At 72.6% G+C, this 22,839-nt stretch carries 21 protein-coding genes and 2 tRNA genes; 12 read left to right on the forward strand and 11 right to left on the reverse strand.

Annotated features, from left to right (window positions below; translation table 11 throughout):
• Positions 1-122 precede the first annotated feature (122 nt).
• Positions 123-605 (reverse strand): heme-degrading domain-containing protein, encoded by a 483-nt coding sequence (locus ACIA79_RS28115; RefSeq protein WP_399431150.1) that lies wholly within the window; start codon positions 603-605, stop codon positions 123-125.
• Positions 602-1,672, reverse strand: coding sequence for a Gfo/Idh/MocA family oxidoreductase (locus ACIA79_RS28120; protein WP_399431151.1), 1,071 nt, complete (start codon positions 1,670-1,672; stop codon positions 602-604). Before ACIA79_RS28120 ends, ACIA79_RS28115 begins: the two co-directional genes overlap by 4 nt.
• Before the next feature lie 56 nt (positions 1,673-1,728).
• Between ACIA79_RS28120 and ACIA79_RS28125 the strand changes: the two genes are divergently transcribed.
• The 6 genes from ACIA79_RS28125 to ACIA79_RS28150 all read left to right on the forward strand — a co-directional run bounded on the left by ACIA79_RS28125 (position 1,729) and on the right by ACIA79_RS28150 (position 7,784).
• The gene (locus ACIA79_RS28125) at positions 1,729-2,799 is read left to right on the forward strand and encodes an ROK family protein (RefSeq protein WP_399431152.1); all 1,071 of its coding nucleotides are present in this window, start codon (positions 1,729-1,731) and stop codon (positions 2,797-2,799) included.
• Positions 2,800-3,335: 536 nt separating this feature from the next.
• A complete protein-coding gene (locus ACIA79_RS28130; RefSeq protein ID WP_399431153.1) occupies positions 3,336-4,256 on the forward strand; it encodes a hypothetical protein in 921 nt (306 codons plus the stop codon).
• A 172-nt stretch (positions 4,257-4,428) separates the two neighbouring features.
• Positions 4,429-5,208, forward strand: a complete 780-nt coding sequence (locus ACIA79_RS28135) for an HAD-IIA family hydrolase (RefSeq protein WP_399431154.1) — start codon at positions 4,429-4,431, stop codon at positions 5,206-5,208.
• A gap of 113 nt (positions 5,209-5,321) precedes the next feature.
• The gene (locus tag ACIA79_RS28140) at positions 5,322-5,999 is read left to right on the forward strand and encodes a hypothetical protein (RefSeq protein ID WP_399431155.1); all 678 of its coding nucleotides are present in this window, start codon (positions 5,322-5,324) and stop codon (positions 5,997-5,999) included.
• A 5-nt stretch (positions 6,000-6,004) separates the two neighbouring features.
• A complete protein-coding gene (locus ACIA79_RS28145) occupies positions 6,005-6,664 on the forward strand; it encodes a class F sortase (protein ID WP_399431156.1) in 660 nt (219 codons plus the stop codon).
• A gap of 100 nt (positions 6,665-6,764) precedes the next feature.
• Entirely contained in the window at positions 6,765-7,784 is a 1,020-nt protein-coding gene (locus ACIA79_RS28150) for a glycoside hydrolase family 6 protein (protein ID WP_399431157.1), read from the forward strand.
• Positions 7,785-7,866: 82 nt separating this feature from the next.
• Here ACIA79_RS28150 and ACIA79_RS28155 read toward each other — a convergent pair whose 3' ends face one another.
• The 3 genes from ACIA79_RS28155 to ACIA79_RS28165 form a co-directional block, all read right to left on the reverse strand.
• Complete coding sequence (locus tag ACIA79_RS28155) at positions 7,867-9,819, reverse strand: galactose oxidase-like domain-containing protein (protein ID WP_399431158.1); 1,953 nt, start codon at positions 9,817-9,819, stop codon at positions 7,867-7,869.
• Positions 9,816-11,747 (reverse strand): glycosyltransferase family 2 protein, encoded by a 1,932-nt coding sequence (locus ACIA79_RS28160; RefSeq protein ID WP_399431159.1) that lies wholly within the window; start codon positions 11,745-11,747, stop codon positions 9,816-9,818. The genes ACIA79_RS28155 and ACIA79_RS28160 overlap by 4 nt, the downstream gene beginning before the upstream one ends.
• A gap of 453 nt (positions 11,748-12,200) precedes the next feature.
• Positions 12,201-12,274, reverse strand: a tRNA-Lys gene (locus tag ACIA79_RS28165).
• Between the two features lie 186 nt (positions 12,275-12,460).
• Between ACIA79_RS28165 and ACIA79_RS28170 the strand changes: the two genes are divergently transcribed.
• The 5 genes from ACIA79_RS28170 (at position 12,461) to ACIA79_RS28190 (ending at position 17,818) form a co-directional block, all read left to right on the forward strand.
• The gene (locus ACIA79_RS28170) at positions 12,461-13,795 is read left to right on the forward strand and encodes a peptidoglycan-binding protein (RefSeq protein WP_399431195.1); all 1,335 of its coding nucleotides are present in this window, start codon (positions 12,461-12,463) and stop codon (positions 13,793-13,795) included.
• A gap of 26 nt (positions 13,796-13,821) precedes the next feature.
• A complete protein-coding gene (locus tag ACIA79_RS28175) occupies positions 13,822-15,048 on the forward strand; it encodes an SPFH domain-containing protein (RefSeq protein WP_399431160.1) in 1,227 nt (408 codons plus the stop codon).
• A 150-nt stretch (positions 15,049-15,198) separates the two neighbouring features.
• Complete coding sequence (locus ACIA79_RS28180; RefSeq protein WP_399431161.1) at positions 15,199-15,792, forward strand: lytic polysaccharide monooxygenase; 594 nt, start codon at positions 15,199-15,201, stop codon at positions 15,790-15,792.
• A gap of 119 nt (positions 15,793-15,911) precedes the next feature.
• Complete coding sequence (locus tag ACIA79_RS28185) at positions 15,912-17,186, forward strand: sensor histidine kinase (RefSeq protein WP_399431162.1); 1,275 nt, start codon at positions 15,912-15,914, stop codon at positions 17,184-17,186.
• Entirely contained in the window at positions 17,153-17,818 is a 666-nt protein-coding gene (locus ACIA79_RS28190; RefSeq protein ID WP_399431163.1) for a response regulator, read from the forward strand. Before ACIA79_RS28185 ends, ACIA79_RS28190 begins: the two co-directional genes overlap by 34 nt.
• 65 nt (positions 17,819-17,883) lie before the next feature.
• Here ACIA79_RS28190 and ACIA79_RS28195 read toward each other — a convergent pair.
• The 6 genes from ACIA79_RS28195 to ehuB all read right to left on the reverse strand — a co-directional run bounded on the left by ACIA79_RS28195 (position 17,884) and on the right by ehuB (position 21,879).
• A tRNA-Lys gene (locus ACIA79_RS28195) sits at positions 17,884-17,957 on the reverse strand.
• Between the two features lie 85 nt (positions 17,958-18,042).
• Positions 18,043-18,801, reverse strand: coding sequence for an IclR family transcriptional regulator (locus ACIA79_RS28200; RefSeq protein ID WP_399431164.1), 759 nt, complete (start codon positions 18,799-18,801; stop codon positions 18,043-18,045).
• A 166-nt stretch (positions 18,802-18,967) separates the two neighbouring features.
• Complete coding sequence (gene ehuA, locus ACIA79_RS28205; protein ID WP_399431166.1) at positions 18,968-19,708, reverse strand: ectoine/hydroxyectoine ABC transporter ATP-binding protein EhuA; 741 nt, start codon at positions 19,706-19,708, stop codon at positions 18,968-18,970.
• Positions 19,698-20,348 carry an ectoine/hydroxyectoine ABC transporter permease subunit EhuD gene (ehuD, locus tag ACIA79_RS28210; protein ID WP_399431167.1) on the reverse strand — a complete coding sequence of 217 codons (651 nt, stop codon included), beginning with the start codon at positions 20,346-20,348 and terminating at the stop codon, positions 19,698-19,700. The genes ehuA and ehuD overlap by 11 nt, the downstream gene beginning before the upstream one ends.
• Entirely contained in the window at positions 20,345-21,004 is a 660-nt protein-coding gene (gene ehuC / locus ACIA79_RS28215; protein ID WP_399431168.1) for an ectoine/hydroxyectoine ABC transporter permease subunit EhuC, read from the reverse strand. The genes ehuD and ehuC overlap by 4 nt, the downstream gene beginning before the upstream one ends.
• The gene (gene ehuB / locus ACIA79_RS28220) at positions 21,001-21,879 is read right to left on the reverse strand and encodes an ectoine/hydroxyectoine ABC transporter substrate-binding protein EhuB (RefSeq protein WP_399431169.1); all 879 of its coding nucleotides are present in this window, start codon (positions 21,877-21,879) and stop codon (positions 21,001-21,003) included. Before ehuB ends, ehuC begins: the two co-directional genes overlap by 4 nt.
• Before the next feature lie 106 nt (positions 21,880-21,985).
• Between ehuB and ACIA79_RS28225 the strand changes: the two genes are divergently transcribed.
• Complete coding sequence (locus tag ACIA79_RS28225; protein ID WP_399431170.1) at positions 21,986-22,705, forward strand: decarboxylase; 720 nt, start codon at positions 21,986-21,988, stop codon at positions 22,703-22,705.
• Positions 22,706-22,839: the final 134 nt, after the last annotated feature.

A 22,839-nucleotide genomic window follows, 5' to 3' on the forward strand; every position in this document is an offset into this window, starting at 1 on the left:
GAGGGTGATCGCACGCCTTCTCGACCGTAGGTCCGATCGGGTGACGCGGTGAGCTCGTACTGCTCCGAACGGGTGAACCGTCCCGCCCTGATGCCCGGTTTTGGGGCCCGCCCCGTTGCGCGTTACGCGTCGGCGAGGAAGCGCTCCAGCGCCTCGACCACCAGTGCGTGGTCCTCCACCTGCGGCAGGCCCGAGACCGTCACCGTGCCGATGACGCCGACGCCCTCCACCGCGAGGGGGAATGCGCCGCCGTGGGCCGCGTACAGATCGGGGTTGAGACGGGAGGCCGTGTCGAAGTCCTTGCCCTTGGCCCGGAAACGGGTGCCGACCAGAAGGGAGCTCTCGGCGTACCGCTCGACGACGCGGCGCTTGCGGTCGATCCAGGCGTCGTTGTCCGCGCTGGAGCCGGGCAGCGCCGCGTGGAAGAGCTGCTGCGGGCCGCGCCGGACGTCGATCGCGACCGGGGCCCTGCGCTCCCGCGCCAGCTCGACCAGCAGGGTGCCGAGCCGCCAGGCGTCGTCGTACGTGAAGCGGGGGAGCGTCAGGCGGGCCTGCTGCTCCTCCAGGACGGCGATGTCCTGGGCGGTGGACGGGGGAGTGCTCACAGCGTCACCGCCACGCCCTCGCGCGCCGAGCGGCGCGCGGCCTCCAGAACGTCGAGCGCCGCGGCGGCCTCATGGGCCGTCACCGGCGGTGGCGTCCCGTCGCGCAGGGCGCGCGCCACACCCGCGTAGTACGCCGGGTAGTCGCCGGGAAGGGTCTCCACCGGCGTACCGCCGCCCGTCGCCGGCGACTCGCCCCCACCGAGGCGGCCCCAGGCCTGCTCCGGCTCGACGCCCCACGGCGCGCCCGCGGACGGGCGCCGGCCCTCGCGCAGCGCCGCCTCCTGCGGGTCGAGGCCGTACTTGACGTAGCCCGCCCGCGAGCCGAGCACCCGGAAGCGCGGGCCGAGCTGGGCGGCCGTGGCGCTGACGTACAGGTGGGAGCGGACGCCGCCCGCGTGCGTCAGCGCGATGAACGTGTCGTCGTCCGCCTCCGCGCCCGCCCGGCGCACGTCCGCCTCGGCGTACACGCGCACGGCCGGGCCGAACAGCACCAGCGCCTGGTCGACGACGTGGCTGCCCAGGTCGTACAGCAGCCCGCCGATCTCCTCCGGGGCGCCCGACTCGCGCCAGCCGCCCTTGAGCTGCGGCCGCCACCGCTCGAAGCGGGACTCGAAGCGCTGCACCTCGCCGAGCTCGCCGCGCTCGACCAGCGAGCGGAGGGTGAGGAAGTCGTTGTCCCAGCGGCGGTTCTGGAAGACGGACAGCAGCAGGCCCCGCTCCTCGGCGAGCGCGGCGAGCCCGCGCGCCTCCGCCGCCGTGCCCGCGACCGGCTTGTCCACCACGACCGGCAGCCCGGCCTTCAGGGCGGCGGTCGCGACGGGCACGTGCGTCTTGTTGGGGGAGGCGATCACGATCAGGTCCAGCTCGTCGGCGCGCCGCCAGAGCTCGTCCGCCGACGCGGCGACACGGACGCCCGGGAACGCGGTGCGCGCCTGCTCCCGGCGCTCGGGGTTCGCGGTGACGACCGTGTCGAGGACCAGGCCCTCGGTCGCGGCGATCAGGGGGGCGTGGAAGACGGAGCCCGCGAGGCCGTAGCCGACGAGTCCGACGCGCAGCGTTCCAGTCATGCCCTCCACTTAAGCAACGCTGTTGCCAAAGAGCAAGCACACGCGACAATGGGTCCGTGAACATCGATACGGGGGCGAACCTGCCGGCGCTGCGCAGCCACAACGCGGCCCTGCTGCTCGACCTTCTGCGCCGCGCGGGCGCGGAGGGGGTCAGCCGGCTGGAGCTCGCCGAGCGCACCGGCCTCACCCCGCAGGCCGTCAGCAAGATCACCGCCCGGCTGCGGGCTGAGGGCCTCGCCGTCGACGCGGGCCGCCGCGCCTCCACGGGCGGCAAGCCCCGCACCGTGCTGCGGCTGGTCCCGGGCGCCGCCCACGCCGTCGGGCTGCACCTCGACCGCGACGAGCTGACCGTCGTACGGGTCGACCTGGCGGGCACCGTCGTGGCGGCGCGCGGCGTCCCGATGGACCTGGGCGCCGGCACCGAGGCCGTGCTGGAGGCGGTGGCGCGGGAGGTGTCGGGCCTCCTGGACGGTGCGGTGCTCGGCGTCGGCGTCGCCATGCCCGGCCCGCTCGACCACGCCGCCGGCGTGCCGCACCGCGTGACCGGCTTCCCCGAATGGGACGGTTTCCCGCTGCGCGACGCGCTCGCCGGGCGGCTGCGCCTGCCGGTCGTCCTCGACAAGGACACCAACGCGGCCGCCTTCCGGATCGCCGTGCAGGGCCGGGGCGGTGAGTCGTTCGCCTACCTCCACCTCGGTACGGGCCTGGGGGCCGGCCTCGTCCTCGGCGGCACGCTGTACCGGGGGCCGCGCACGGGTGCGGGCGAGTTCGGGCACCAGACCGTGCGGCTCGACGGCGAGCCCTGCGGGTGCGGCGGCCGCGGCTGCCTGGAGGCGCTGTGCCTGGCCGCCGTCGCGCGCGGCGACCTCGACGAGGCGGCCCGGGTGCTCGGCGTCGGCGCCGCGAACCTGGTGGGCCTCCTCGACATCGACCGGGTGCTGCTCGGCGGCCGGGCCGTCACGGGCGCGGCGCTGCCCTTCGTCCGGGGTGTGAGCGCCGTCCTGGAGGAGCGCGCCCGGCGCGAGGGCGGCGGCACGGCGGTGCCGGTGGCGCTCGCGGAGGGCGGCGACCACCCGGTCGCGGAAGGCGCGGCGCTGCTGGCCCTGGCACCGGTGTTCGGCCTCTGAGTGCCACGCGGTCCGGGGGTTCGGACCGCCGTCCGCCCGACAGCCCGGGAGCCCGGTGGCCCGGGAGCCCGGTGGCCCGGACGGCGGTCGCACGCCCCCGGAGCCCGGGAGTCGCATGCCGGGGCCGCCGGGATGACGAGGGCCCGTGTGCGGAGGGCCCGCGATTCCAGAGCCCCCGTGCGGGGAGCGCCCGGATGACATGAGCCCGCGTGCGAGGGCCTTCGCATGACACGAGCCCGCGCGTTGGGCCCCCGCGGTTTCATGAGCCCGCGCGTTGGGTCCCGGCGGTTCCATGAGCCCGCGCGCTCGGGGCCCCGCCGTTCCATGAGCCCGCGCGTCCGGATGACATGAGCCCGCGCGCTGCCAAGAACCGGCTTCCGGCGAGCTCTCGCCGCCCGGCGCCCTGGGAGTCGGCCGATCGGGCGATTCCGTGCCGCCGGACGGCGGGTACCGGGAGCCGTCCCGGTGGGCGGGCGCCGGGGCGTGGGAAGTTCCCTGGGCACGACCGTCCGCGCCCCGCCGAAGGTGCCTGCCTCATGCGACTGCGTACTGCCCTCGCCGCCGGAGCCACGCTGGCCGCGCTCGCGCCGGCGGCGCTGACGGGTGCGCCCACCCCCGCGGTGGCCGTGACGGCGGACCCGGCACGGGGCCCCGCCGGACCCGCGGCCCCCGCCGCGGCCCCGGTCGCCGGCGGCAGGGCCGACACCTCCGGCGGCGCCGAGACCATCGCCGTGCCGGGCCGCCAGCCGACCTGCGGGAACGCCACCGACACCGCCTTCCCGATCCGTACGCGCATCACGGGCGGGCCCGCCGTCTACGTCCCCGGGGGCGGGTTCGGGACCTGGCGCGTCGAGCTGACCAACACCACCGGCCGCGCCTGCGACAACATCCACCCGGTGATCGTCTTCACCGACCGCGGCCAGAGCCTCCAGCCCTCCCAGATCCAGCTGGAGTTCTACGACGGCGAGGACCCGGCCGCCGCCGCGGACGGGGCCGGGGCGACCCAGCGGACCGTACCGCCGGGGGAGAGCGGCGGGCGCCCGCACCCCGTGACCGTCGAGCGGACCGACCGCAGCGAACTCGTCGGAGTCCTCGACGACGGCTTCCCCGGCTACACCGTCCCGCCCGGTCGCACCGTGACCGTGCCCGTGCGGCTCGCCTTCACCTCCGACGCCCGGCCCGACGAGGTCACCGCCAACGCCGCGATCGTGCAGCGCCGCGGGGACGACGGCGACTGGGTGGGCGAGTCCGGCGACTACCGCTTCACCGTCCGGGCCGGGGAACGGCCGCCCGCCGCCGACGGGTCCGCGAGCCGTCCCCCCGCCCCCGGCGTCGCCGAGGAACTGCCGAGGACCGGCCCGGACGCGCTGCTCCTCGCCGCGGCCTCGGCCGTCGCGTTCGTCCTCGGCGCCGGTGCGCAGCTGCTGGTGGGGCGGTTGCGGGCGCGCAAGGGCTGACGCCCGGACCCGAGCGCGGGCTTCCGTTTCCCGGGCGCCGGGGCGGGCAACCGGTACCGCGTGATCGACGGGGTGAAGATCACGGCATCGTGACTACCCTGGGGGCGTCGCCACAGTGCCGTCGCGGCGCCCCAGCATTCACGCACCACCTGTACGGCAGGAGTCCCGCCCCATGGCAGAGCGCAAGCCGATCGAATCCTGGCTCACCGACATGGACGGCGTCCTCATCCACGAGGGCGTGCCCATCCCCGGCGCCGATGCGTTCATCAAGAAGCTGCGGGACGCGGACCGGCCCTTCCTCGTCCTGACCAACAACTCCATCTACACCGCCCGGGACCTGCACGCCCGGCTCGCCCGGATGGGCCTGGACGTCCCCGTCGAGAACATCTGGACCTCCGCCCTGGCCACCGCGCGGTTCCTGGACGACCAGCGGCCCGGCGGCACCGCGTACGTGATCGGCGAGGCGGGCCTGACCACCGCGCTGCACGACATCGGCTACATCCTGACCGACCACGACCCGGACTACGTCGTGCTCGGCGAGACCCGCACGTACAGCTTCGAGTCCCTCACCAAGGCCATCCGGCTGATCAACGCGGGCGCCCGGTTCATCTGCACCAACCCCGACGAGACCGGCCCGTCCGCCGAGGGCCCGCTGCCCGCCACCGGCTCGGTCGCCGCGCTCATCACGAAGGCCACGGGCAAGGACCCGTACTTCGCCGGCAAGCCCAACCCGCTGATGATGCGCACCGGGCTGAACGCCATCGGCGCCCACTCCGAGTCCAGCGCCATGATCGGCGACCGGATGGACACGGACGTGCTGGCCGGCCTGGAGGCGGGCATGGAGACCTTCCTCGTGCTGACCGGGCTCACGACCCCCGCCGACGTCGACCGCTACCCCTTCCGCCCCTCCACGGTCGTCGACTCGATCGCCGATCTGGTCGACCGGATCTGACCCTTTCTGCGCCCGTCCGCGCAGGTCAGCGGTGGTATTGCGCCGGATGGCCGTCCCCTGGGGATGCGAAAAGCGGCGACACGAGTGAATCTTCGAGTACCAGGAGGTTCACGATGCGTTCAAGGCTCCTAGCTCTCCGTGCCGCAGGGGCGGCCGCTCTGCCGGCAGTCGTGCCGGCGGCCGTACTGGCGCCCGTACTCGTCCTCGCGCCGGCCGCCGGCCCCGCCCACGCCGGGGAGGAGGACCCGGGGAGCCACCACGCCCGGGTGACGGCGATGGTCCTGCCCGCGGTCGTCCAGCCCGGCGGCGACGTCGACATCCGCGTCTCCGGCTGCAAGCGCGACCACGGCCACGTCCGGTCGAAGGCCTTCGTCACCGACGCCGAGCTGTCCGCCCTCGACGGCCACGGCAGGCCCCTGCACGGCGACACCACGGTCAAGTCCCACCTCACCCCCGGCACCTACGACATCACCGTCCACTGCGACGGCCGCGACCACCGCGACGCCGGTCTCGTCCACGTCCTCCACCACACTCCGCCCACGCCCGTCGCCCCGGTCCGCGCCGGTGGCGGCGGCACCGCGGCCCTGACCGCCGACCCGGCCCCGGCACCGGGGCCCGCCGACGCCCCCAGCGTCGCCGACGGCATCACCGGCGCCGGCGAAGCCGGGCCCGGCACCCCGCACACCGTGATCGGCCTCGTCCTGGCGGGCGTGGCGGCCGTCGCCGTGGCGTTCCGCAGCGCGCGGCTGCGCCGCCACCGCCGTACGGACGCGGGTCACGGCGCGGACTGACGGTGATGGCCGAGAAGGAGCGCCCGGCCGGCACCGGGCGGCTGTTCACCGGCCTGGCCTGGGCGCTGCTCCTGCTCGGCCTGTGGCTCTGGGGCAAGGACATCACCGACGCCCCCGGCGTGCAGGGCGGTCCCGCCACCGGCGGCGCGGCAGCCGTCGGCGCCCTCGGTGTGCCGCTGCCGCCCGCCCGCGACCCGCTGGAGCCGGTGGCGCCGCGGCGCGTGGAGGTGCCGTCCCTGGGCATCACGGCGCCGGTCGTCCCGCGCGGCCTGGACGGCACCGGCGCCATAGACCCGCCGCCGTACGGGCAGCCGCACACCGTCGGCTGGTTCGCCACCGGCACCAAGCCCGGCGCGTACGGCGCCGCGCTCCTCGTCGGCCACGTCGACACGGAGACCAGACCGGCCGTCTTCTACGGGCTGAGCTCCGCCCGCCCCGGCGAACGGGTCCTGGTGACCCGGACCGACGGCTCGGTCGCCGAGTTCACCATCGACGACGTCCAGGTCTTCGCCCGGCACGAGTTCGACCCGCACCAGGTGTACGGGCCGCGGCGGCCGGGCCGTGCCGAACTGCGCCTGATCACCTGCGGCGGCACCTTCGACCGCGCCACCGACGCCTACACGGCGAACGTCGTCGTCTCCGCGTACCTGACCGGGGCCCGCTGATCAGCGCCGGGCCGGTGTGTCAGGATGGATTCGACCGGGCTTGTCCGGGGCAGGGGCGCCTGGGGGGTGGCCCCGTAGACAGTGCACCAAGGGGGAGTGGATGTACGGCAGTTGCACCAGGCGTGCGCGCGCGGGCGTGCTCGCGGTGGGAGCGGCCTGGGCCCTGCTGCTGGCGGGGTGTTCCTCCTCGGACGGCACGAAGGAGCCGCAGGGGGCGCCGCCGGTCAGCCAGCAGCCCAAGAACATCGACCCGTTCTGGGTCAACCCGGACACCAAGGCCGCGCAGGCGCTCGCCCGTCATCTGCGCGAGGGCGACACGAAGAACGCCGAGCTGATCAGGAAGATCGCCTCCCAGCCGGTGGGTGCGTGGGTGGGTTCCGAGAACCCCGAGCAGGAGGCCCGCGGCTACACCGAGGCCGCCGCCAAGGCCGACCGCGACGCGGTCCTCGTCCTCTACAACATCCCCCACCGCGACTGCGGCCAGCACTCCGCGGGCGGCGCCGCCGACGGCAATGCCTACCGCGACTGGCTGGACAAGGTCGCCAAGGGCATCGGCGACCGGCCGGCCACGGTGATCCTGGAGCCGGACGCCGTGATGCACATGGTGGACAACTGCACCGCCGCCCAGTACCACGAGGAGCGGTACGACCTGCTGCGGGGAGCCGTCGAGCGCCTGAAGCGGCAGCCGCGCACCAAGGTCTACCTGGACGCGGGCAACGCCGGCTGGGGCAAGCCGGACCAGATCCACGGGCCGCTGCAGCGGGCGGGCATCGCGCGCGCCGACGGCTTCGCGGTGAACGTGGCCAACTTCCAGACCACCGAGGCCAGCAAGGAGTACGGCAAGAAGGTCTCGGCGAAGGCCGGCGGCAAGCCGTTCGTCATCGACACCAGCCGCAACGGCAACGGGCCGTACACCGGCGGCGACCCCGCCGAGAGCTGGTGCAACCCGCCGGGCCGCGCGCTCGGCGAGACGCCCACCACCGACACCGGCGACCCGCTGGTCGACGCCTACCTGTGGATCAAGCGCCCGGGCGAGTCGGACGGCGACTGCAAGGGCGGCCCGAAGGCGGGCGACTGGTATCCGGAGTACGCCCTGGAGCTGGCCCGCAACACGAAGTAGGTCCCGCCGCAGCCGACGACGTACGACGAAGGGCCCCGGCGGCAGCCGGGGCCCTTCGGTGTGTCGTGTCAGCGGTGCCGGGTCACGGGACCTCGACCCAGACCGCCTCCGACGGCGTGCCCTTGTCGTCGGTGACGAAGAGCATGTACCAGCCGGACGGCACCAGGGAGCGGTTCTTCGGCACGGTCACCTCGATGCCGTCCGCCGTCTTCTCCACCTCCAGCGCGATCGACCGCTGGTCGACGTCCGTGACGTGCGTGACGGCGCTCGGCCGCATCAGCTTCGCCGTGGTGATCCTCGCGGCGTCCGGCGTCTTGAAGACCCCGCTGTCGCCGCGCTCGATGCTCTTCGGACCGGAGGTGATCGCCGGCCGCGCGTCGCGGTACAGGTACGGCGGGGTGTAGATCTCGATGCGCTGCTCGAAGACGCCCGGCTTGGTGTTGGCGTCGTCGGCGAAGAGCGAGTCCGAGCCGAAGATCATCACGCGGCCGTCGGGCAGCAGCACCGACCCGGAGTGGTAGTTGCGGCCCACCTGCGGATCGGCGACGCGCGTGTACCGGCCGCTCTTCGGGTCGTACGTGCGGGCCTCCAGGACGTTGGAGCCGCTGCGGCCGCGGTAGTCCTCCGAGCCGCCGGTCACCAGCACGCTGTCGTCGGGCAGCAGCGAGGCGCTGGGGTAGCGGGTGCCCTTGTCGAGGGAGGCGCCGTCCCGGAAGCGGGGGTTCGGGTCCTTGAGGTCGATCAGGCGGGACTTCTCGCTGGACTCCTGCGACTCGCCGACCCCGCCGCCACCGATGACCATGAACTTCTGGTCCTGCGCGGGCGGCAGCATGACGGTCGCGGAGGTCTCCATCCGGTCGGCGTCGCTCAGGCCGGGGAGCTTGGTGAACTTGTTGGTCTCCAGGTCCCATATACCGGGGTCGCGGCCGACGTCGGCCGGCCCGTACCCGGCGTTGGAGCCCGAGTAGAAGAGCTTGCCGTCGTCCAGCAGGAAGATCGCCGGGTACGTCGGGAAGCGGCGCTCGAACCCGGTGTACTCCCAGGTCTTGGTCTTCGGGTCGTAGATCTCGTCCTTGCCGGGGACGATCTGCCCGATCTCGTCCAGGCCGGAGAGGGCGAGGACCTTGCCGTCCTTGAGCGTGGTCAGCGTCGGGTACCAGCGCGCCTCGTTCATCGGGTCGACCTTGATGTACTTCTCGGCGACCGGGTCGAACTCGAAGGCGTCCTTGATGCCCTGGAAGTCCTTCTTGTCGAGGGCGAGCTTCTGCGCCATGCCGTAGACGTTGCGGGCGTCCTTGCCGGTCAGGCCGAGGACCTTGTAGTTGTCCTCGGTGCCGGTCTCGTACTCCTTGCCGGACTTCTCCGCCTCGACGTAGATGCGGCCGAGGCCCGGCTCGGTGCCCAGGAAGCGTCCGGTGGCCTTGTCGTGGAGCTTCTTCGCCTTCTCCACCAGGACCGGGTCCTTGGAGACGAACGTCTTGCCGTTGGCCTTGCCGGTGAAGCGGGTGCCCGCGGGCAGCGTGATCGGCTTGTCCGGGTCCTCGTTGTGGACGATCATCAGGCCGCCGGCCTTGGTGACGTCACCCTTGAGCTTCTCGTACCGCTTGGTGCCGCCCGCGACGAGCAGCTTGCCGTCCGGCAGCTGCGTGTGACCCGCGCAGAACATGTCCTTGGGGGTCTCGATCATCTTGAACTTGTTCGTCTTCGGGTCCCACAGGACCGACTCGAACTTGTTCGCGTCGAAGTTTTTCTGGTTGTTGCCGGAGCCCGCGATCAGCAGGACCTTGCCGGTGTGCAGCAGGGCCGCGTGGATGGTGTTGATGCGGAACTCGGAGGGGACGTCGAGGAAGTCCCAGTGGCCGTTGGCGGCCTTGTACTCCGGCTTGTTGATCTTGTAGTCGTGGTACTGCTCGGAGCCGTACCGGTAGAGGGCCGGTCCGTTGAACCCGGCGACCACAGCAACCACCGCCGTGCCGATCAGGATGCGGCGGGCACGGTTCCTCCGGTGGTTCGGCCGGACGGGCAGGCTGCTCATTTCTTGTGTCCTTCAAGGGCGATCTGCATGGTGTCGTTGTGCTCGGCCCAGCTCGGCTTGGCCTGGGGCGCGTGGTCCACGGCCGGTGCGGGCGCGGGCTGGGACGGCTGTCCGCCGCGGTGCCGGGCGGGGCGCTTCTTCTTCTCCTCGCGCAGCATGTGCCGCCAGACGAAGATCGGCGTCGCGGTGATCAGGGTGGCGAAGGAGGCCCAGATGATCATCGCGGGGTGGGAGTGCCCGAACACGAAGCCGGCGACGATGGAGGCGCCGAAGATCCCGATGAAGTACCAGTGGTACCGGAAGGTCCCGAACCACCTGTCCGGGCTCGCCGAGTCGCCCTTGGGGGTGACCACGAACTTGCTCTTGCGCCGCAGGGCGGAGTCGATCAGCGCCTTGGCGTAGAGCGGCGCGGACAGCGCGGACATGAGCATGCCCGCCACACCGCCGGACCCCTCCGGCTCGTGCGGGGAGACGTTGTGGCGGCGGTTCCAGACGTACAGGCCGATCTGCAGCGCGGAGGCGTTGCCGTAGAGCATCAGCCACACGGTCGGGTCGATGTTCACACCCGAGGCGCCCAGACCCAGGAACAGCGCGCAGCTCAGCGCCGCGAGGATCCAGTTGAGGGCGGACATCGGGTAGAAGATGATCATCATCGTGTAGTTGAAGAGCTTGCTCGGCGGCAGCGAGTACCAGCCCTTCCAGTACTGCTTGAGGATCGTCTCGTACGTGCCGCGCGACCAGCGCATCTGCTGGGTGAAGAAGTCCGTCCAGGCGCTGGGGCCCTCGCCGACCGCGAGCACGTCCGGGGTGTAGACCGAGCGCCACTTGTTGCCCGTCGCCGGGTTCTTGTGGCGGTGGATCTCGAAGCCCGTCGCCATGTCCTCGGTGATCGAGTCGTACAGGCCGCCGATCTGCTTGAGCGCCTTGATGCGCACGGCGTTCGAGGTGCCGACGAACATCGGCGCGCCGTAGCGGTTGCCGGCGCGCTGGATCAGGGCGTGGAAGAGGAACTGCTGCGACTCGGCGGCCTTGGTGACGAAGTTGTCGTAGTTGCCGTAGACCTGCGGGCCGATGACGAAGCCGATGTCCGGGTCGCGGAAGAAGCCGAGCATCCGCTCCAGGTAGTTCGGCAGCGGCACGTGGTCGGTGTCGACGGAGGCGAAGAAGTCGTAGTTGTCGCCGTGCGCGTCGAGCCAGGCGTTGTAGTTGCCGTGCTTGGTCTTGGCGCGGTGGGCGCCGGTCGCCTGGTTCCACTTCGCGATGCCCTTGCGGGAGAAGTGGTGCACACCCAGGCGCTCGCAGACGGCCTTGACCTCCGGGTCGTCGCCCTCGTCGAGCAGCCAGACGTGCATCAGGCCGCGGTGCCGGATCCTGACGGCGGCCTCCAGCGTCTTCGTCACCATCTCCAGGGGCTCCTTGCCCGGGACGAAGGAGGTGAGGAAGGCGACCCGGGTGCCGGACTCCGGCACGACCGGGATCGGGTCGCGGGCGACCAGCGTCGCGTGTGCGTTCGACAGCACGTTCATGCAGCGGAAGAACTCGATCAGACCGATCGAGACGAGCATCACGACGTCGAGGGCGGGCAGCCAGTCGAAGGCGGGGTAGTCGCGCTCGGTCCAGTGCGACGGCTGCAGCAGCCAGACCAGCAGCACCAGCGACAGCACCGGCGCGGCGGCGAGCATCAGCGCGACGCGGATGCGGTGCGGCTCCTGGGATATGAGCGAGCGGTACTGCACCGTGTACGGCTTGTTCGGGTCCGGCTGGGTGAGGGGCCCGGCCAGCCTGCTGTAGTGCTCGTAGTCGTAGCGCGGCAGCGGCTTGGGTGTGCGCTGCCGGGCACCGCCGGTCCGGAGCTGCGGGGGAACCCGAAGCTGAGTGGTCCGGGATGGGTCGTTGTCCTGCCGGGCGCCGGTCGGCGTCGACGTCATGAGTCATCCCCCCGCACGCATGCTGGCTGCGTGATTGGTCGTGTTTCGTACCACGCCCGGGCCGTGCTGTCCCCCTCGACCGGCACGTCCTGGCGTATCAGTGGTGGGCCACCGTTTCCACAGACATGAAACGGAGACCTTCCGGTTGCATGATGCCTGGCGCGTGATCGGCTTGTGAACGGGGCCCCCACCCCATTGATCCCGTCACGTGCGCCCCGCCCCCCTGCGCCGCGCCGGGCGTGGGAGGGGACTTCCGGCAACCGCCCCCAACTGTTCGCGCCTCATGCCCCATTGGGGGGGGCACCGGCTCCAGGATAGGTTCCACGAGCCCTGTATTGATCGCAAGGTCGAAACGCCGTGCGCACCTGCCCCCGCGCGGTGGCCGGCGGCCGCCGTGAGCGGTGGGAACGACCGAGGCCCCCTCACTTGTGGTGAGGGGGCCTCGGCCTCGCGTGCGCCGCCAGGGACTCGAACCCCGGACCCGCTGATTAAGAGTCAGCTGCTCTAACCAACTGAGCTAGCGGCGCCTGCTGACCTGCACAACTCTACCGGACTCCGGGGGGTGGTCCTGACCACCGGCTGCCGCATTCCGGCCTGTCAGGTGGTCGTTTTTTCCCTTTCAACCGTCAAAATGCGACATGTCAGGACGGTTGAGACACTGACGCCCGTACCGCAGTGAGGAGACGATCGTGACGAGTGTGGAGGGGAACCGCATGACCGCCGCCCTGGTCTTCGAGGAGTACGAGCCCGCCGCCGACTGCCCCTGCCCGGGCTGTGCCCGCCACCGGCGCGAGCTGGCCCTCGGGCTCGCCGTGCGCGCCGGCGGCCACCCCGCCGCGCACGGCGCCCGCCGCGCCCTGGTCCTGGCCACCGCCGCGGGCGTGGCGCTCGGTACGGGCACGGCCCACCAGGCCGCCGCCGTCCCCGCCGCCCACCCGGCAAGATCCGCGGGCCCGGCCGGCACCCTGGTCCGGGACGAGCCCGGGTCGGACACACCGCAGGGGCAGGCGGGGCCCCTGCACGGCTGGCCGCTGCCCGGGCCGACGGCGGGTCAGGCCGGGCTGTCCGCGCCGTCGCTGCGCCGGACGACCCGCGTCGACATCATCAACCGGGCCGAGCGCTGGGTCGCCGCCCGGGTCCCGTACTCGATGGAGAAGTACTGGACCGACGGCTACCGGCAGGACTGCTCGGGGTTCGTCTCCATGGCCTGGGGCCTGCCCGGCAACGAATGGACCGGCACCCTCCACCGGTACGGCACCGCCCTGAGCCGCGCGGAGCTCCAGCCCGGCGACATCCTGCTCTTCCACAACACGGCCGAGCCGAACAAGGGCTCCCACGTCACGATCTTCGGCGGCTGGACCGACTACACGCACACCTACTACATCGCCTACGAGCAGGCGCGGCCGCACGCCCGGCGGCAGGCCACGCCCATGGCGTACTGGGACAACTCCAGCCGGTACGTCGCCTACCGCTACAACGGCCTGAGCGCCGCGCCCGCCGCGGGCTCCACGAGCGGCCGGGGGTCCTCGCCCTACCCGGGACCGGGGTCCTTCGGGCCCGGGGCCGACAACCGGTACGTCACCCAGCTCGGGCGGATGCTCGTGGCCCGGGGCGGCGCGCGGTTCTACGGGTCGGGGCCCGGGCCGCGGTGGAGCGACGCCGACCGCGGTGCGACCCGGGCGTTCCAGCGGGCTCAGGGCTGGACCGGGCGGGAGGCCGACGGGCTGCCGGGGCCGGACACCTGGCGGCTGCTGGTGACGGGGCAGGGCCGGGACGTCCCGGGCGCGGGCCGCGGCGCGGCCGCGTCGGCGCCCGCGTTCCCGGGGCGCGGGCACTTCCGGCCGGGCCGGTCCAGCACCCACGTCGAGAAGCTCGGGCGCCGGCTGGTGCAGCGGGGGTTCGGCACCCACTACCGGTCGGGCCCCGACCCGCGCTGGACGGAGGCGGACCGGCGCAACGTCGAGGCGTTCCAGCGCGCGCAGGGCTGGCGCGGCGGTGAGGCCGACGGCTACCCGGGCCCCGAGACCTGGCGGCGGCTGTTCCGATGACCGATCGCGATCACGAGGAGCGAGTGGTGAGTACGGCGACGCCGGAAGGCGGGGCGGCGGGGCGGCGCGTCCCGGTGATCGGCAACGAGACGACCGGTCCCATCCCCGTCCACCTGCTGTTCCGGGACGACGGCGACGACACGGCCCCCGGGGTGGCGGGCGGCATCGGCGTGGTGGGCGGTCCTGTGGCGGCTGTGCGGGTCGGTACGCGCGAGGGGGGCAGGGACGCGGTGCGCGAGGGGGCGCTGCCGCGTCCGGCCGGGTCCGGGGCGCACGCCCTGCCGGCGCCCGCGCGGGCGCGGCCCGTCCCCTCCGGCGACCCGGCTCTCGTCGAGCGGCCCGGTCCGGTGCTGCCCGGCTGGGCGGGGGTGGCCGTGGGGGCCGCCGCGCTCGCCGGGTGCGCGGCGGTGCTGTGGTGGGTGGGCGTGGTGCCGCCGGTGGTGCAGCTGGTGCTGCGGCTGCCGGTCCTGCCGTACAACGGCATCGCGCTCGGCTGGTGGGCGCTGCTCGCGCTCGGCGTGCTGGTGGGGTTGTTCGCCTTCGGCGGGCTGGCGCGCGGGCGCGTCGGGTACGCGTGGGTGCTGACGCTCTTCGGCGACTACCGGGGCAGCGTGCGGCGCACGGGTCTGGTGTGGGTGAGCCCGCTGATGCTGCGGCGCCGCGTCGACGTGCGGCTGCGGCACTGGCGCAGCGAGCCGCTGGCGGCCGTCGACGCGAACGGCACCGCGCTGCGGGTCGTGGTGCTGGTGGTGTGGCGGATCCGGGACACGGCGCAGGCGGCGCTGGGGGTGGCGGACCACGAGCAGTACCTGCGCGAGCAGGTGGAGGCGGTGATGGCCCGGGTGCTCTCGCAGCTTCCGGCCGACGCGCCGACCGCCTACGGAGGGGGGACCCCCCTCCACGAGGACGCGCCGATGACCTTGCGGGACGCGGAGGTGGTGGGGGACGCGCTGACGCGGATGCTGTCGGCGGAGTGCGCGCCCGTGGGGATCGACGTGTTCTCGGCGCAGCCGACGCGGATCGAGTACGCGCCGGAGATCGCGGCCGCCATGCAGCGGCGGCGGGTCGCGGCGATCGACGCCAAGCACCGGGACATGGTGCTGACGTCCGTGGTGGACGCGGTGGACGACATGGTCCACCGGCTGACCACGCGTGGTCTGGTCGAGCTGGACGACTACGACCGCAAGGCGCTGGTCAAGGACCTGACGGTGGCCTTCTACACGGGTCGCACTGGTCCGGTCGAAGGCGCGTGATTGGTATGGACATGTTCAACCCGCGTCCATACATTGGTACTTGGTCTAGACCGGAACCAGCACCACCGCACCACTAGTACCACCCGCACCACCACGCGCGCGTGCAGCACGGCTCACGGAACATCCCCCACGTTCATCAGGAGCACCAGCATGCGAAATCGCAGGATCGGCGCGGCCGTGGTGGCCCTCGGCGTCGCCGGCGTCTCCCTCCTCGCCACCGGCAGCGCCAGCAGCCACGGCTACACCGACAGCCCCATCAGCCGCCAGAAACTCTGCGCCAACGGCACCGTCACCAACTGCGGCAACATCCAGTGGGAGCCGCAATCGGTCGAAGGCCCCAAGGGTTTCCCGTCCGGCGGCCCCGCCGACGGGCGGATATGCGCCGGAGGCAACCCGCAGTTCGCCCAGCTCGACGACCCGCGGGGCGGCACCTGGCCGGCCACCCGGGTGACGGGCGGCCAGAGCCACACCTTCCGCTGGCAGTTCACCGCCCGGCACCGTACGACCGACTTCAAGTACTACATCACCAAGAACGGCTGGAACAGCAGCGCTCCGCTCACCCGCGCCGCCCTGGACCCGCAGCCGTTCCTCACGGTCCCGTACAACGCCCAGCAGCCGCCGTCCACCCTCTCGCACCAGGGGACGATCCCCAGCGGCAAGACGGGCAAGCACCTCATCCTGGCCGTCTGGACGATCGCGGACACGGCGAACGCCTTCTACGCCTGCTCCGACGTGCAGTTCTGACGGCCCGTGACGGAGGGGCGGTGGCCGTCCGGCCACCGCGCAGGTAGGGCTGGGCATACCGGCCGTACACCCGCCCGGGAGATGGTGGCGCCGACAGCTCCGCGCCTACCGTGACCCCCATGGATCCCCGTACGCCCCGGACTCCCTGGCAGGCCCTGACCAGGGGCGACTACCTGCGCGGCGGCTGGCCCTGGCGGTCGGCCGGGTACCTGGCGAGCGGTGTGCTCGTCGGTGTGCCCGTGCTGGCCGCCCTCCTGGTGTCGGCCGCCTTCTCGCTCCTGCTCGTCGGCATACCCCCGCTGCTGCTCGCCGGAGTGGCCCTCGGCGGCCTGGAGCGCCGCCGGCTGCGGCTCGTCGACACCGAACCGGCCCCCGATCCGCACCGGGTGCCCGCCGAGCCGGGACTCGCCGCCTGGCTGCGCCTGCGGGTACGGGAACAGGCCACCTGGCGAGAGCTGGCGTACGCGCTGCTGCACGGGTTCGTGCTGTGGCCGCTGGAGCTGCTGGCGCTGGCGGTCGCGCTGGGCGCTCCGCTGGCGATGGCGGCCGCCCCCGTGCAGCTCGCGCTGGACGGGCAGGAGGTGCGGGTGCTGAAGGGGCCGCTCGTCACCACCTACCCGGTGGCCTGCGCGGTGGCGCTCGGCGGGCTCCTGCTGCTGCCCGCGCTGCTGTACCCGCTCGGCGCGCTGGCCGGTGCGCGGGCCGCGCTGACGCGGGTGCTGCTCGCGCCGCGCGAGGCGGAGCTGCGCGACCGGATCGGCGAGGTCACCCGCTCCCGCGCCCGGCTGGTGGCCGCCTTCGAGGCCGAGCGCCGCCGCATCGAGCGGGACCTGCACGACGGGGCCCAGCAGCGGCTGGTCGCGCTGACCATGACGCTGGGTCTGGCCCGGCTGGACGCCCCGCCCGGCCCCCTGGCCGACCAGCTCGCCAGGGCGCACGACGAGGCGGGCCGGGCCCTGGCCGAGCTGCGCGAGCTGATCCACGGCATCCATCCGCAGGTCCTCGCCGACTACGGCCTGGGCGCCGCGCTCACCGACGCCGCCGACCGGTCGGCCGTGCCCGTGGACACCGGCATCGAGCTGCCACGCCTCCCGCCGGCCGTCGAGAGCGCCGCGTACTTCGCGGTCTGCGAGGCCCTCGCCAACGTCGGCAAGCACAGCGGCGCCACCCGCGTGCGGCTCATCGCCCGGCACGCGCGCGACCGCCTGCGGGTCGAGGTGGAGGACGACGGCCGGGGCGGCGCGGCGGCCTCGGCGGGGACCGGTCTGACCGGGCTGGCCGACCGGCTCGCCGTCCTCGATGGCACACTGACGATCATCAGCCCGGCGGGCGGGCCGACCGTGCTTCGAGTGGAGATCCCGTGCCGACCGCACCAGACAGCACCCTGCGGATAGTCCTCGCCGAGGACGGCGTGCTCCTGCGCGAGGGCCTCGTCGGCCTGCTCGGCCGCTTCGGCCACGAGGTCGTCGCGGCGGTCGGCGACGCGGACGCGCTGCGGGACGCCGTCGGGGAGCACGATCCGGACATCGTCGTCACCGATGTGCGGATGCCGCCCGGCTTCCAGGACGAGGGGCTGCGCGCGGCGGTCGCGCTGCGCGCCGAGCGGCCCGCGCTGCCGGTGCTGGTGCTGAGCCAGTACGTGCAGCGGGCGTACGCCGCCGAATTGCTGGACAGCGGCGACGGCACCGGTGTCGGCTATCTGCTCAAGGACCGGGTGGGCCAGGTCGGCGAGTTCGTGGACGCCCTGTCCCGGGTGGCCGCGGGCGGCACGGTCGTCGACCCGGAGGTCGTACGCCAGTTGCTGCGCCGGCGCCGCGATCCGCTGGAGGCGCTCACGCCGCGCGAGCGGGAGGTCCTCGGGCTGGTCGCGGAGGGGCATTCGAACGGGGCGATCGCGCGGCGGTTGGTGGTGACCGAGGCGGCGGTGGGCAAGCACATCGGCAACATCCTCGGGAAGCTGAACCTGCCGCCGGCCGAGGACACCCACCGCCGCGTCCTCGCGGTGCTCACCTATCTGCGGGCCTGACCCGTGCGGGTGTCGCGGAGACCAAGAAGGCCCCCCGCTCGCGCGAGGGGCCTTCTTGTCGTCTGTGCGCCGCCAGGGACTCGAACCCCGGACCCGCTGATTAAGAGTCAGCTGCTCTAACCAACTGAGCTAGCGGCGCCTGCTGACAGAGTTAATACTACCTGGTCCGAGGGCTGCTCCCGACCATGAGCGCGTGAGTCGGGTCACATTCGCGCGGTGGAGGTTTAGAGCGCCAGCGAAAGGACGACCGGAGCCGCTCTGCGGTTCAGCGCGTCGGCCGCCGAGCGCAGCCGGTGCGCGTGCTCGATCGGCAGGGAGAGCGCCAGGCATCCCACGGCCGACCCGGCCGTCAGCGGCACGGCCGCGCAGACCGTGCCCACGGCGTACTCCTGGAGGTCGAGCACCGGGACGGTCGGCGGCTGGCTGTCCAGCTTGGAGAACAGCACCTTCTCGCTCGTGATCGTCCGCGAGGTGAGCCGCGCGATCTTGTGGCGGGAGAGGTGGTCCCTGCGACTGTTCACGTCCAGCTGCGTCAGCAGGCACTTGCCGACCGCGCTGGCGTGCGCGGCGGAGCGGAAGTCCACCCACTCGTTGACCTTGGGCGTGTGCGGACCGTCGGCCATCTGCGTGATCTTGACCTCGCCGTCGATGTACCGGCTGATGTAGACCGCGGCGCCGACGGTGTCCCGCAGCTCGGTCAGGGTTTCCTGCAACTTGTTCTGCAGGGCTTCGCGGCGGGTGGCGCCGGAGCCCAGCAGGACGAGGGAGTCCCCGACGACGTACGCCCCGTCCGAGACCTGCTCCACGTACCCCTCACGGCGCAGCATGCGGAGCAAGGGGGCCAGATGGCCGGTGGGGAGCCCGGTCTCGCGCGCGATCTGGACGTCGGTGACGCCACCGCCGTGCCGCGAGATCGTTTCGAGGACGCGCAGGGCGTACTGCACCGAATGGAACGGCGCGGTCGGCTCGGGCTTCAGCGCCACGGTTTCCCCCTACCAGGTTGTGACCGCATGCTTCTGTACCACGATAGCCGCCAAGAACCGTTTGAGGGGGCCCCGTTGACAGAAAAGTGTCCCGTCCGCCGGTCATACGCTGGGACGGGACACTCTGGCATATGCCATTGGCACACTTACCCGGAAGAGTGAGAGGTCAGAGCACCGCACCGAGGAAATCGCGCGTGCGTTCGTGCTCGGGCGCGGTGAAGATTTTCTCCGGCGCGCCGGACTCGATGACCTTACCGGAATCGAACATGAAGACCTCGTCCGAGATGTCGCGCGCGAAGTTCATCTCGTGCGTGACGCACAGCATGGTGATGTCGGTGCTCCGGGCGATGTCCCGGAGCAGATCCAGCACCCCCGCCACCAGTTCCGGGTCGAGCGCCGACGTCACCTCGTCCAGCAGCAGCACCTGCGGCCGCATCGCCAGCGCCCGGGCGATCGCCACCCGCTGCTGCTGGCCGCCCGAGAGCTGCGCCGGCCGGGCGTCGCACTTGTCCGCGAGCCCCACCAGTTCCAGCAGCTCCCGGGCGCGCTGCTCCGCCTCGTTCCTGTCCAGACCGAGCACCCGCACCGGCGCCTCGGTGATGTTGCGCAGCACGGACATGTTCGGGAACAGGTTGAACTGCTGGAAGACCATGCCGATCTTCTTGCGCACCTCGCGCCGGTGCTTCTCACCGGCCGGGAAGAGCCGGCTCCCGTTGACGCTGATGGTGCCGGCGTCCGGCTTCTCCAGCGTCATCAGCATCCGCAGGATCGTGGTCTTGCCGGACCCGGACGGGCCGATGAGCGTGACGTGCTTGCCCGCCTCCACCGAGAAGCACAGGTCGTCCAGGACGGTGTTGTCACCGAAGCGCTTGGTGACGTTCTCGAAGCGGATCAGTTCAGTGGGCAAGGCGGCGCTCCAGGGCTCGGACGAGAAGGGATGCCGGATAGGCGATGAGGACGAAGGCGACACCGATGACCGTCAGCGGCTCGGTGTACTGGAAGGTCGCCGCGCTCTCCAGCCGGGACTGCTGGAGCAGCTCCAGCACGCTGATCGCGGCCAGCAGCGGCGTGTCCTTCAGCATCGCGATGACGTAGTTGCCGAGGGCCGGCGCGATCCGGCGCAGCGCCTGGGGCAGGATCACCGCGAGCCAGGTGCGGTGCCGCGGCAGGCTCAGCGCGGTGGCGGCCTCCCACTGCCCCGCCGGGACGGCGTCGATGCCGGCCCGGTACACCTGCGCGGTGTACGTCGAGTAGTGCAGCCCGATCGCGAGCGTGCCCGTCGTCAGCGCGGAGAACTGCACCCCCCACTCCGGCAGGACGAAGAAGAGGAAGAAGAGCTGCACCAGCAGCGGCGTGTTGCGGATGAACTCGGTCACCGCGTTCACCGGCCACCGCACCGCCCGGCTCCGCGCGCGCAGCCCGGCCGCCCAGACCAGGCCCAGGCTGAACGAGATCAGCGACCCCAGGACGAGGATCCGCAGCGTGATCAGCAGCCCGTCCCAGAACCGCGGCATGAAGTCCGCCACCGCGGACCAGTCCCAGGTCATGCGCCCACCACCCCTATGTTGGCCTTGGTCTTCCGTTCGAGGGCCTTCATGGAGCGGGTGATGGCGAACGCGATCACGAAGTAGACCACCAGGACGACCGAGTAGATCTGCGCGCTCTCCTGGGTCGCCAGCCGCACCAGGTAGGCGGCGAACGACACGTCGCCGACGCCCAGCAGCGACACCAGCGCCGTCCCCTTGAGCAGCTCGACGAGCAGGTTGCAGAAGGACGGGATCATCTCGGGCACCGCCTGCGGCAGCACGATCAGCCGCATCCGCTGCCCGGGCGTGAAGCTGAGCGCCACGCCCGCCTCGCGCTGCGCCGGGGCGACGGCGTTGACCGCGCCGCGGACGATCTCGGCCCCGTACGCCCCGTACGACAGGCCGAGCGCGAGGACGGCCGCCCACATGGGCACCAACTGCCAGCCGAGCAGCGGCGGCACCACGAAGAACAGCCAGAACATCAGCACGAGCGCCGACGTGCCGCGGAGGATCTCGGTGTACGCGCCCGCCAGGAAGCGGACGAACAGCGAGCGGTGGGTGCGGGCGAGGCCGACCGTGAAGGCGACGAGCGCGCCGAGCGCGGCGCTGCAGACGAGCAGTACGAGGGTCGTCCAGATGCCGGGGAGCACCCAGTTCTGCCAGAGTCCCGCGGTCATCGGCACAGCTCCTCGGCGGTCAGCGTGGTCATCTCGGCCTGCGTGAAGCCGAAGCGGCGCATGATGCGGAAGAGCTCACCGCTCTTCTTCATCCGGTGGATCTCGGCGTTGAACGCGTCCCGCAGGGCGCGGTCCGTGGGGCGGAAGGCGAAGCCGCCGCCGTCGGTCTTCCTCCTGCCGTCGACGACCGGCGCGAAGGGCGCGGTCGCCTCGGCCCTGCCGCTCTTCGCCACCACCAGGCGGGCGGTGAGCGCGGTGGCCGCGAAGACGTCCACCCGGCCCGACTCGACGGCGTTCAGCCCGGCCACCTGGTCCTGGAGAATGACGACGTCCTTCTCGGGGTACCCGGCCGCCACCGCGTAGTCGAGCTGCGCGTAGCCGGTGCCGGTGGCCAGCCGCGCCCCGGTGCGCACCACGTCCTCGTACGACCGCAGCTTGCGGGGGTTGCCCTTGCGCACGACGAAGGAGTCGAGCATCCGGTACTCGGGGTCGGAGAAGATGACCTGCTCGCAGCGCTCCTTGTTGATGTACATCCCGGCCGCCACGACGTCGAACTGCTGCGAGTTGAGGCCGGGGATCAGCGAGGCGAAGTCGGTGGCGACCGGCTGGACGCGCTCGATGCCGAGCCGCCGGAACACGGCCCTGGCCAGTTCCGGCGCCTCACCGGTGAACTCGCCGTCCTCGTCGACGTATCCGTAGGGCACCTCGCCGGCGATGCCGAGGCGCACGACGCCCTGGGATCTGAGCCGGTCGAGGGCGTCGCCGGAGGCGACCCTCGTGCAGCCGGCGGCACCCAGGGCCGCCGCGGCCGAGCCCAGCAGCAGGGTGCGCCGCCGCAGCGGTCCCGTTCTGTGTCGACGATCAGTTCGAGCCATGGGCGCGCCGCTACCCGACTCCCGGCGGGGTATGCCTGGGCGAGGTGTATTCGGCGGAAGCCGGGGCAGCCGTCACGGGCCGGCGCCGCACACAGGAGGGTGTGACATGACCACTGTCGGACTGCTCTACCCCGGGCACTCCGCCGAGGACGACTACCCCCGCATCGAGGCGCTCCTCAACGGCCTCAACCTCCCCATCGTCCACACCGACATCGGCGAGGACGCCCACCGCGTCGACGTGCTCCAGGAGATGGGCTCCCGAAAACGGCTCGCGGCCGGCGTCGAGGAACTGCGCCTCTCCGGCGCGGAGTCCGTGGTGTGGGCCTGCACCAGCGGCTCCTTCGTGTACGGCTGGGAGGGCGCGCACGAGCAGATCCGCGCCCTGGCGGCCGCGGCCGGACTGCCCGCGTCCAGCACCGCGTTCGGCTTCGTCCACGCGGCGCGCGCGGTGGGCGCGGAGCGGGTGGCCGTCGCCGCCACGTACCCGGGCGACGTCACGGAGCTCTTCGTGCGGTTCCTGGAGGCTGCGGGGCTGGAGGTCGTCGGGCAGCGGTCGAGCGAGATCGTGACCGCGGCGGAGGTCGCCGCGTGGGACCGCGAGCAGGTGGTGCAGCTGGTGCGTACCGGCGACCACCCGCAGGCCCAGGCGGTGCTCGTGCCGGACACGGCGCTGCACACGGTGGCGTACCTGCCGGAGCTGGAGGCGGCGCTCGGCAAGCCGGTGCTCACGGCGAACCAGGTGACGGTGTGGGAGGGCCTGCGGCTCGCCGAGCGGCGCGGGGCCTGGTCCACGGATCTGGGCAGGCTGTTCGCCCGCGAGGCCTGAGACCCGGGCGGTGGCCCGGCGCGGTGGCGCGCGCGGGGCTGCTCGTCGGTGGCTTCCGCCGTGGTGCCGGGCGGGTGCCGGGGCCTCCGGTGGGAGGCGGCCAAACTTCGTTCACCGCGCTTCGCGCGAGTTCG

The organism is Streptomyces sp. NPDC051310 (genome assembly GCF_044455245.1).
Lineage (GTDB): Bacteria > Actinomycetota > Actinomycetes > Streptomycetales > Streptomycetaceae > Streptomyces.

Excerpts from the sequence above, each read along its gene's own strand:
- ACIA79_RS28120 (WP_399431151.1), bottom strand. The coding sequence starts at position 1,672 with ATGACTGGAACGCTGCGCGTCGGACTCGTCGGCTACGGCCTCGCGGGC.
- ACIA79_RS28130 (WP_399431153.1), top strand. The coding sequence starts at position 3,336 with ATGCGACTGCGTACTGCCCTCGCCGCCGGAGCCACGCTGGCCGCGCTC.
- ACIA79_RS28135 (WP_399431154.1), top strand. The coding sequence starts at position 4,429 with ATGGCAGAGCGCAAGCCGATCGAATCCTGGCTCACCGACATGGACGGC.
- ACIA79_RS28140 (WP_399431155.1), top strand. The coding sequence starts at position 5,322 with ATGCGTTCAAGGCTCCTAGCTCTCCGTGCCGCAGGGGCGGCCGCTCTG.
- ACIA79_RS28145 (WP_399431156.1), top strand. The coding sequence starts at position 6,005 with ATGGCCGAGAAGGAGCGCCCGGCCGGCACCGGGCGGCTGTTCACCGGC.
- ACIA79_RS28150 (WP_399431157.1), top strand. The coding sequence starts at position 6,765 with ATGTACGGCAGTTGCACCAGGCGTGCGCGCGCGGGCGTGCTCGCGGTG.
- ACIA79_RS28155 (WP_399431158.1), bottom strand. The coding sequence starts at position 9,819 with ATGAGCAGCCTGCCCGTCCGGCCGAACCACCGGAGGAACCGTGCCCGC.
- ACIA79_RS28160 (WP_399431159.1), bottom strand. The coding sequence starts at position 11,747 with ATGACGTCGACGCCGACCGGCGCCCGGCAGGACAACGACCCATCCCGG.
- ACIA79_RS28170 (WP_399431195.1), top strand. The coding sequence starts at position 12,461 with ATGACCGCCGCCCTGGTCTTCGAGGAGTACGAGCCCGCCGCCGACTGC.
- ACIA79_RS28180 (WP_399431161.1), top strand. The coding sequence starts at position 15,199 with ATGCGAAATCGCAGGATCGGCGCGGCCGTGGTGGCCCTCGGCGTCGCC.
- ACIA79_RS28185 (WP_399431162.1), top strand. The coding sequence starts at position 15,912 with ATGGATCCCCGTACGCCCCGGACTCCCTGGCAGGCCCTGACCAGGGGC.
- ehuD (WP_399431167.1), bottom strand. The coding sequence starts at position 20,348 with ATGACCTGGGACTGGTCCGCGGTGGCGGACTTCATGCCGCGGTTCTGG.
- ehuC (WP_399431168.1), bottom strand. The coding sequence starts at position 21,004 with ATGACCGCGGGACTCTGGCAGAACTGGGTGCTCCCCGGCATCTGGACG.
- ehuB (WP_399431169.1), bottom strand. The coding sequence starts at position 21,879 with ATGGCTCGAACTGATCGTCGACACAGAACGGGACCGCTGCGGCGGCGC.
- ACIA79_RS28225 (WP_399431170.1), top strand. The coding sequence starts at position 21,986 with ATGACCACTGTCGGACTGCTCTACCCCGGGCACTCCGCCGAGGACGAC.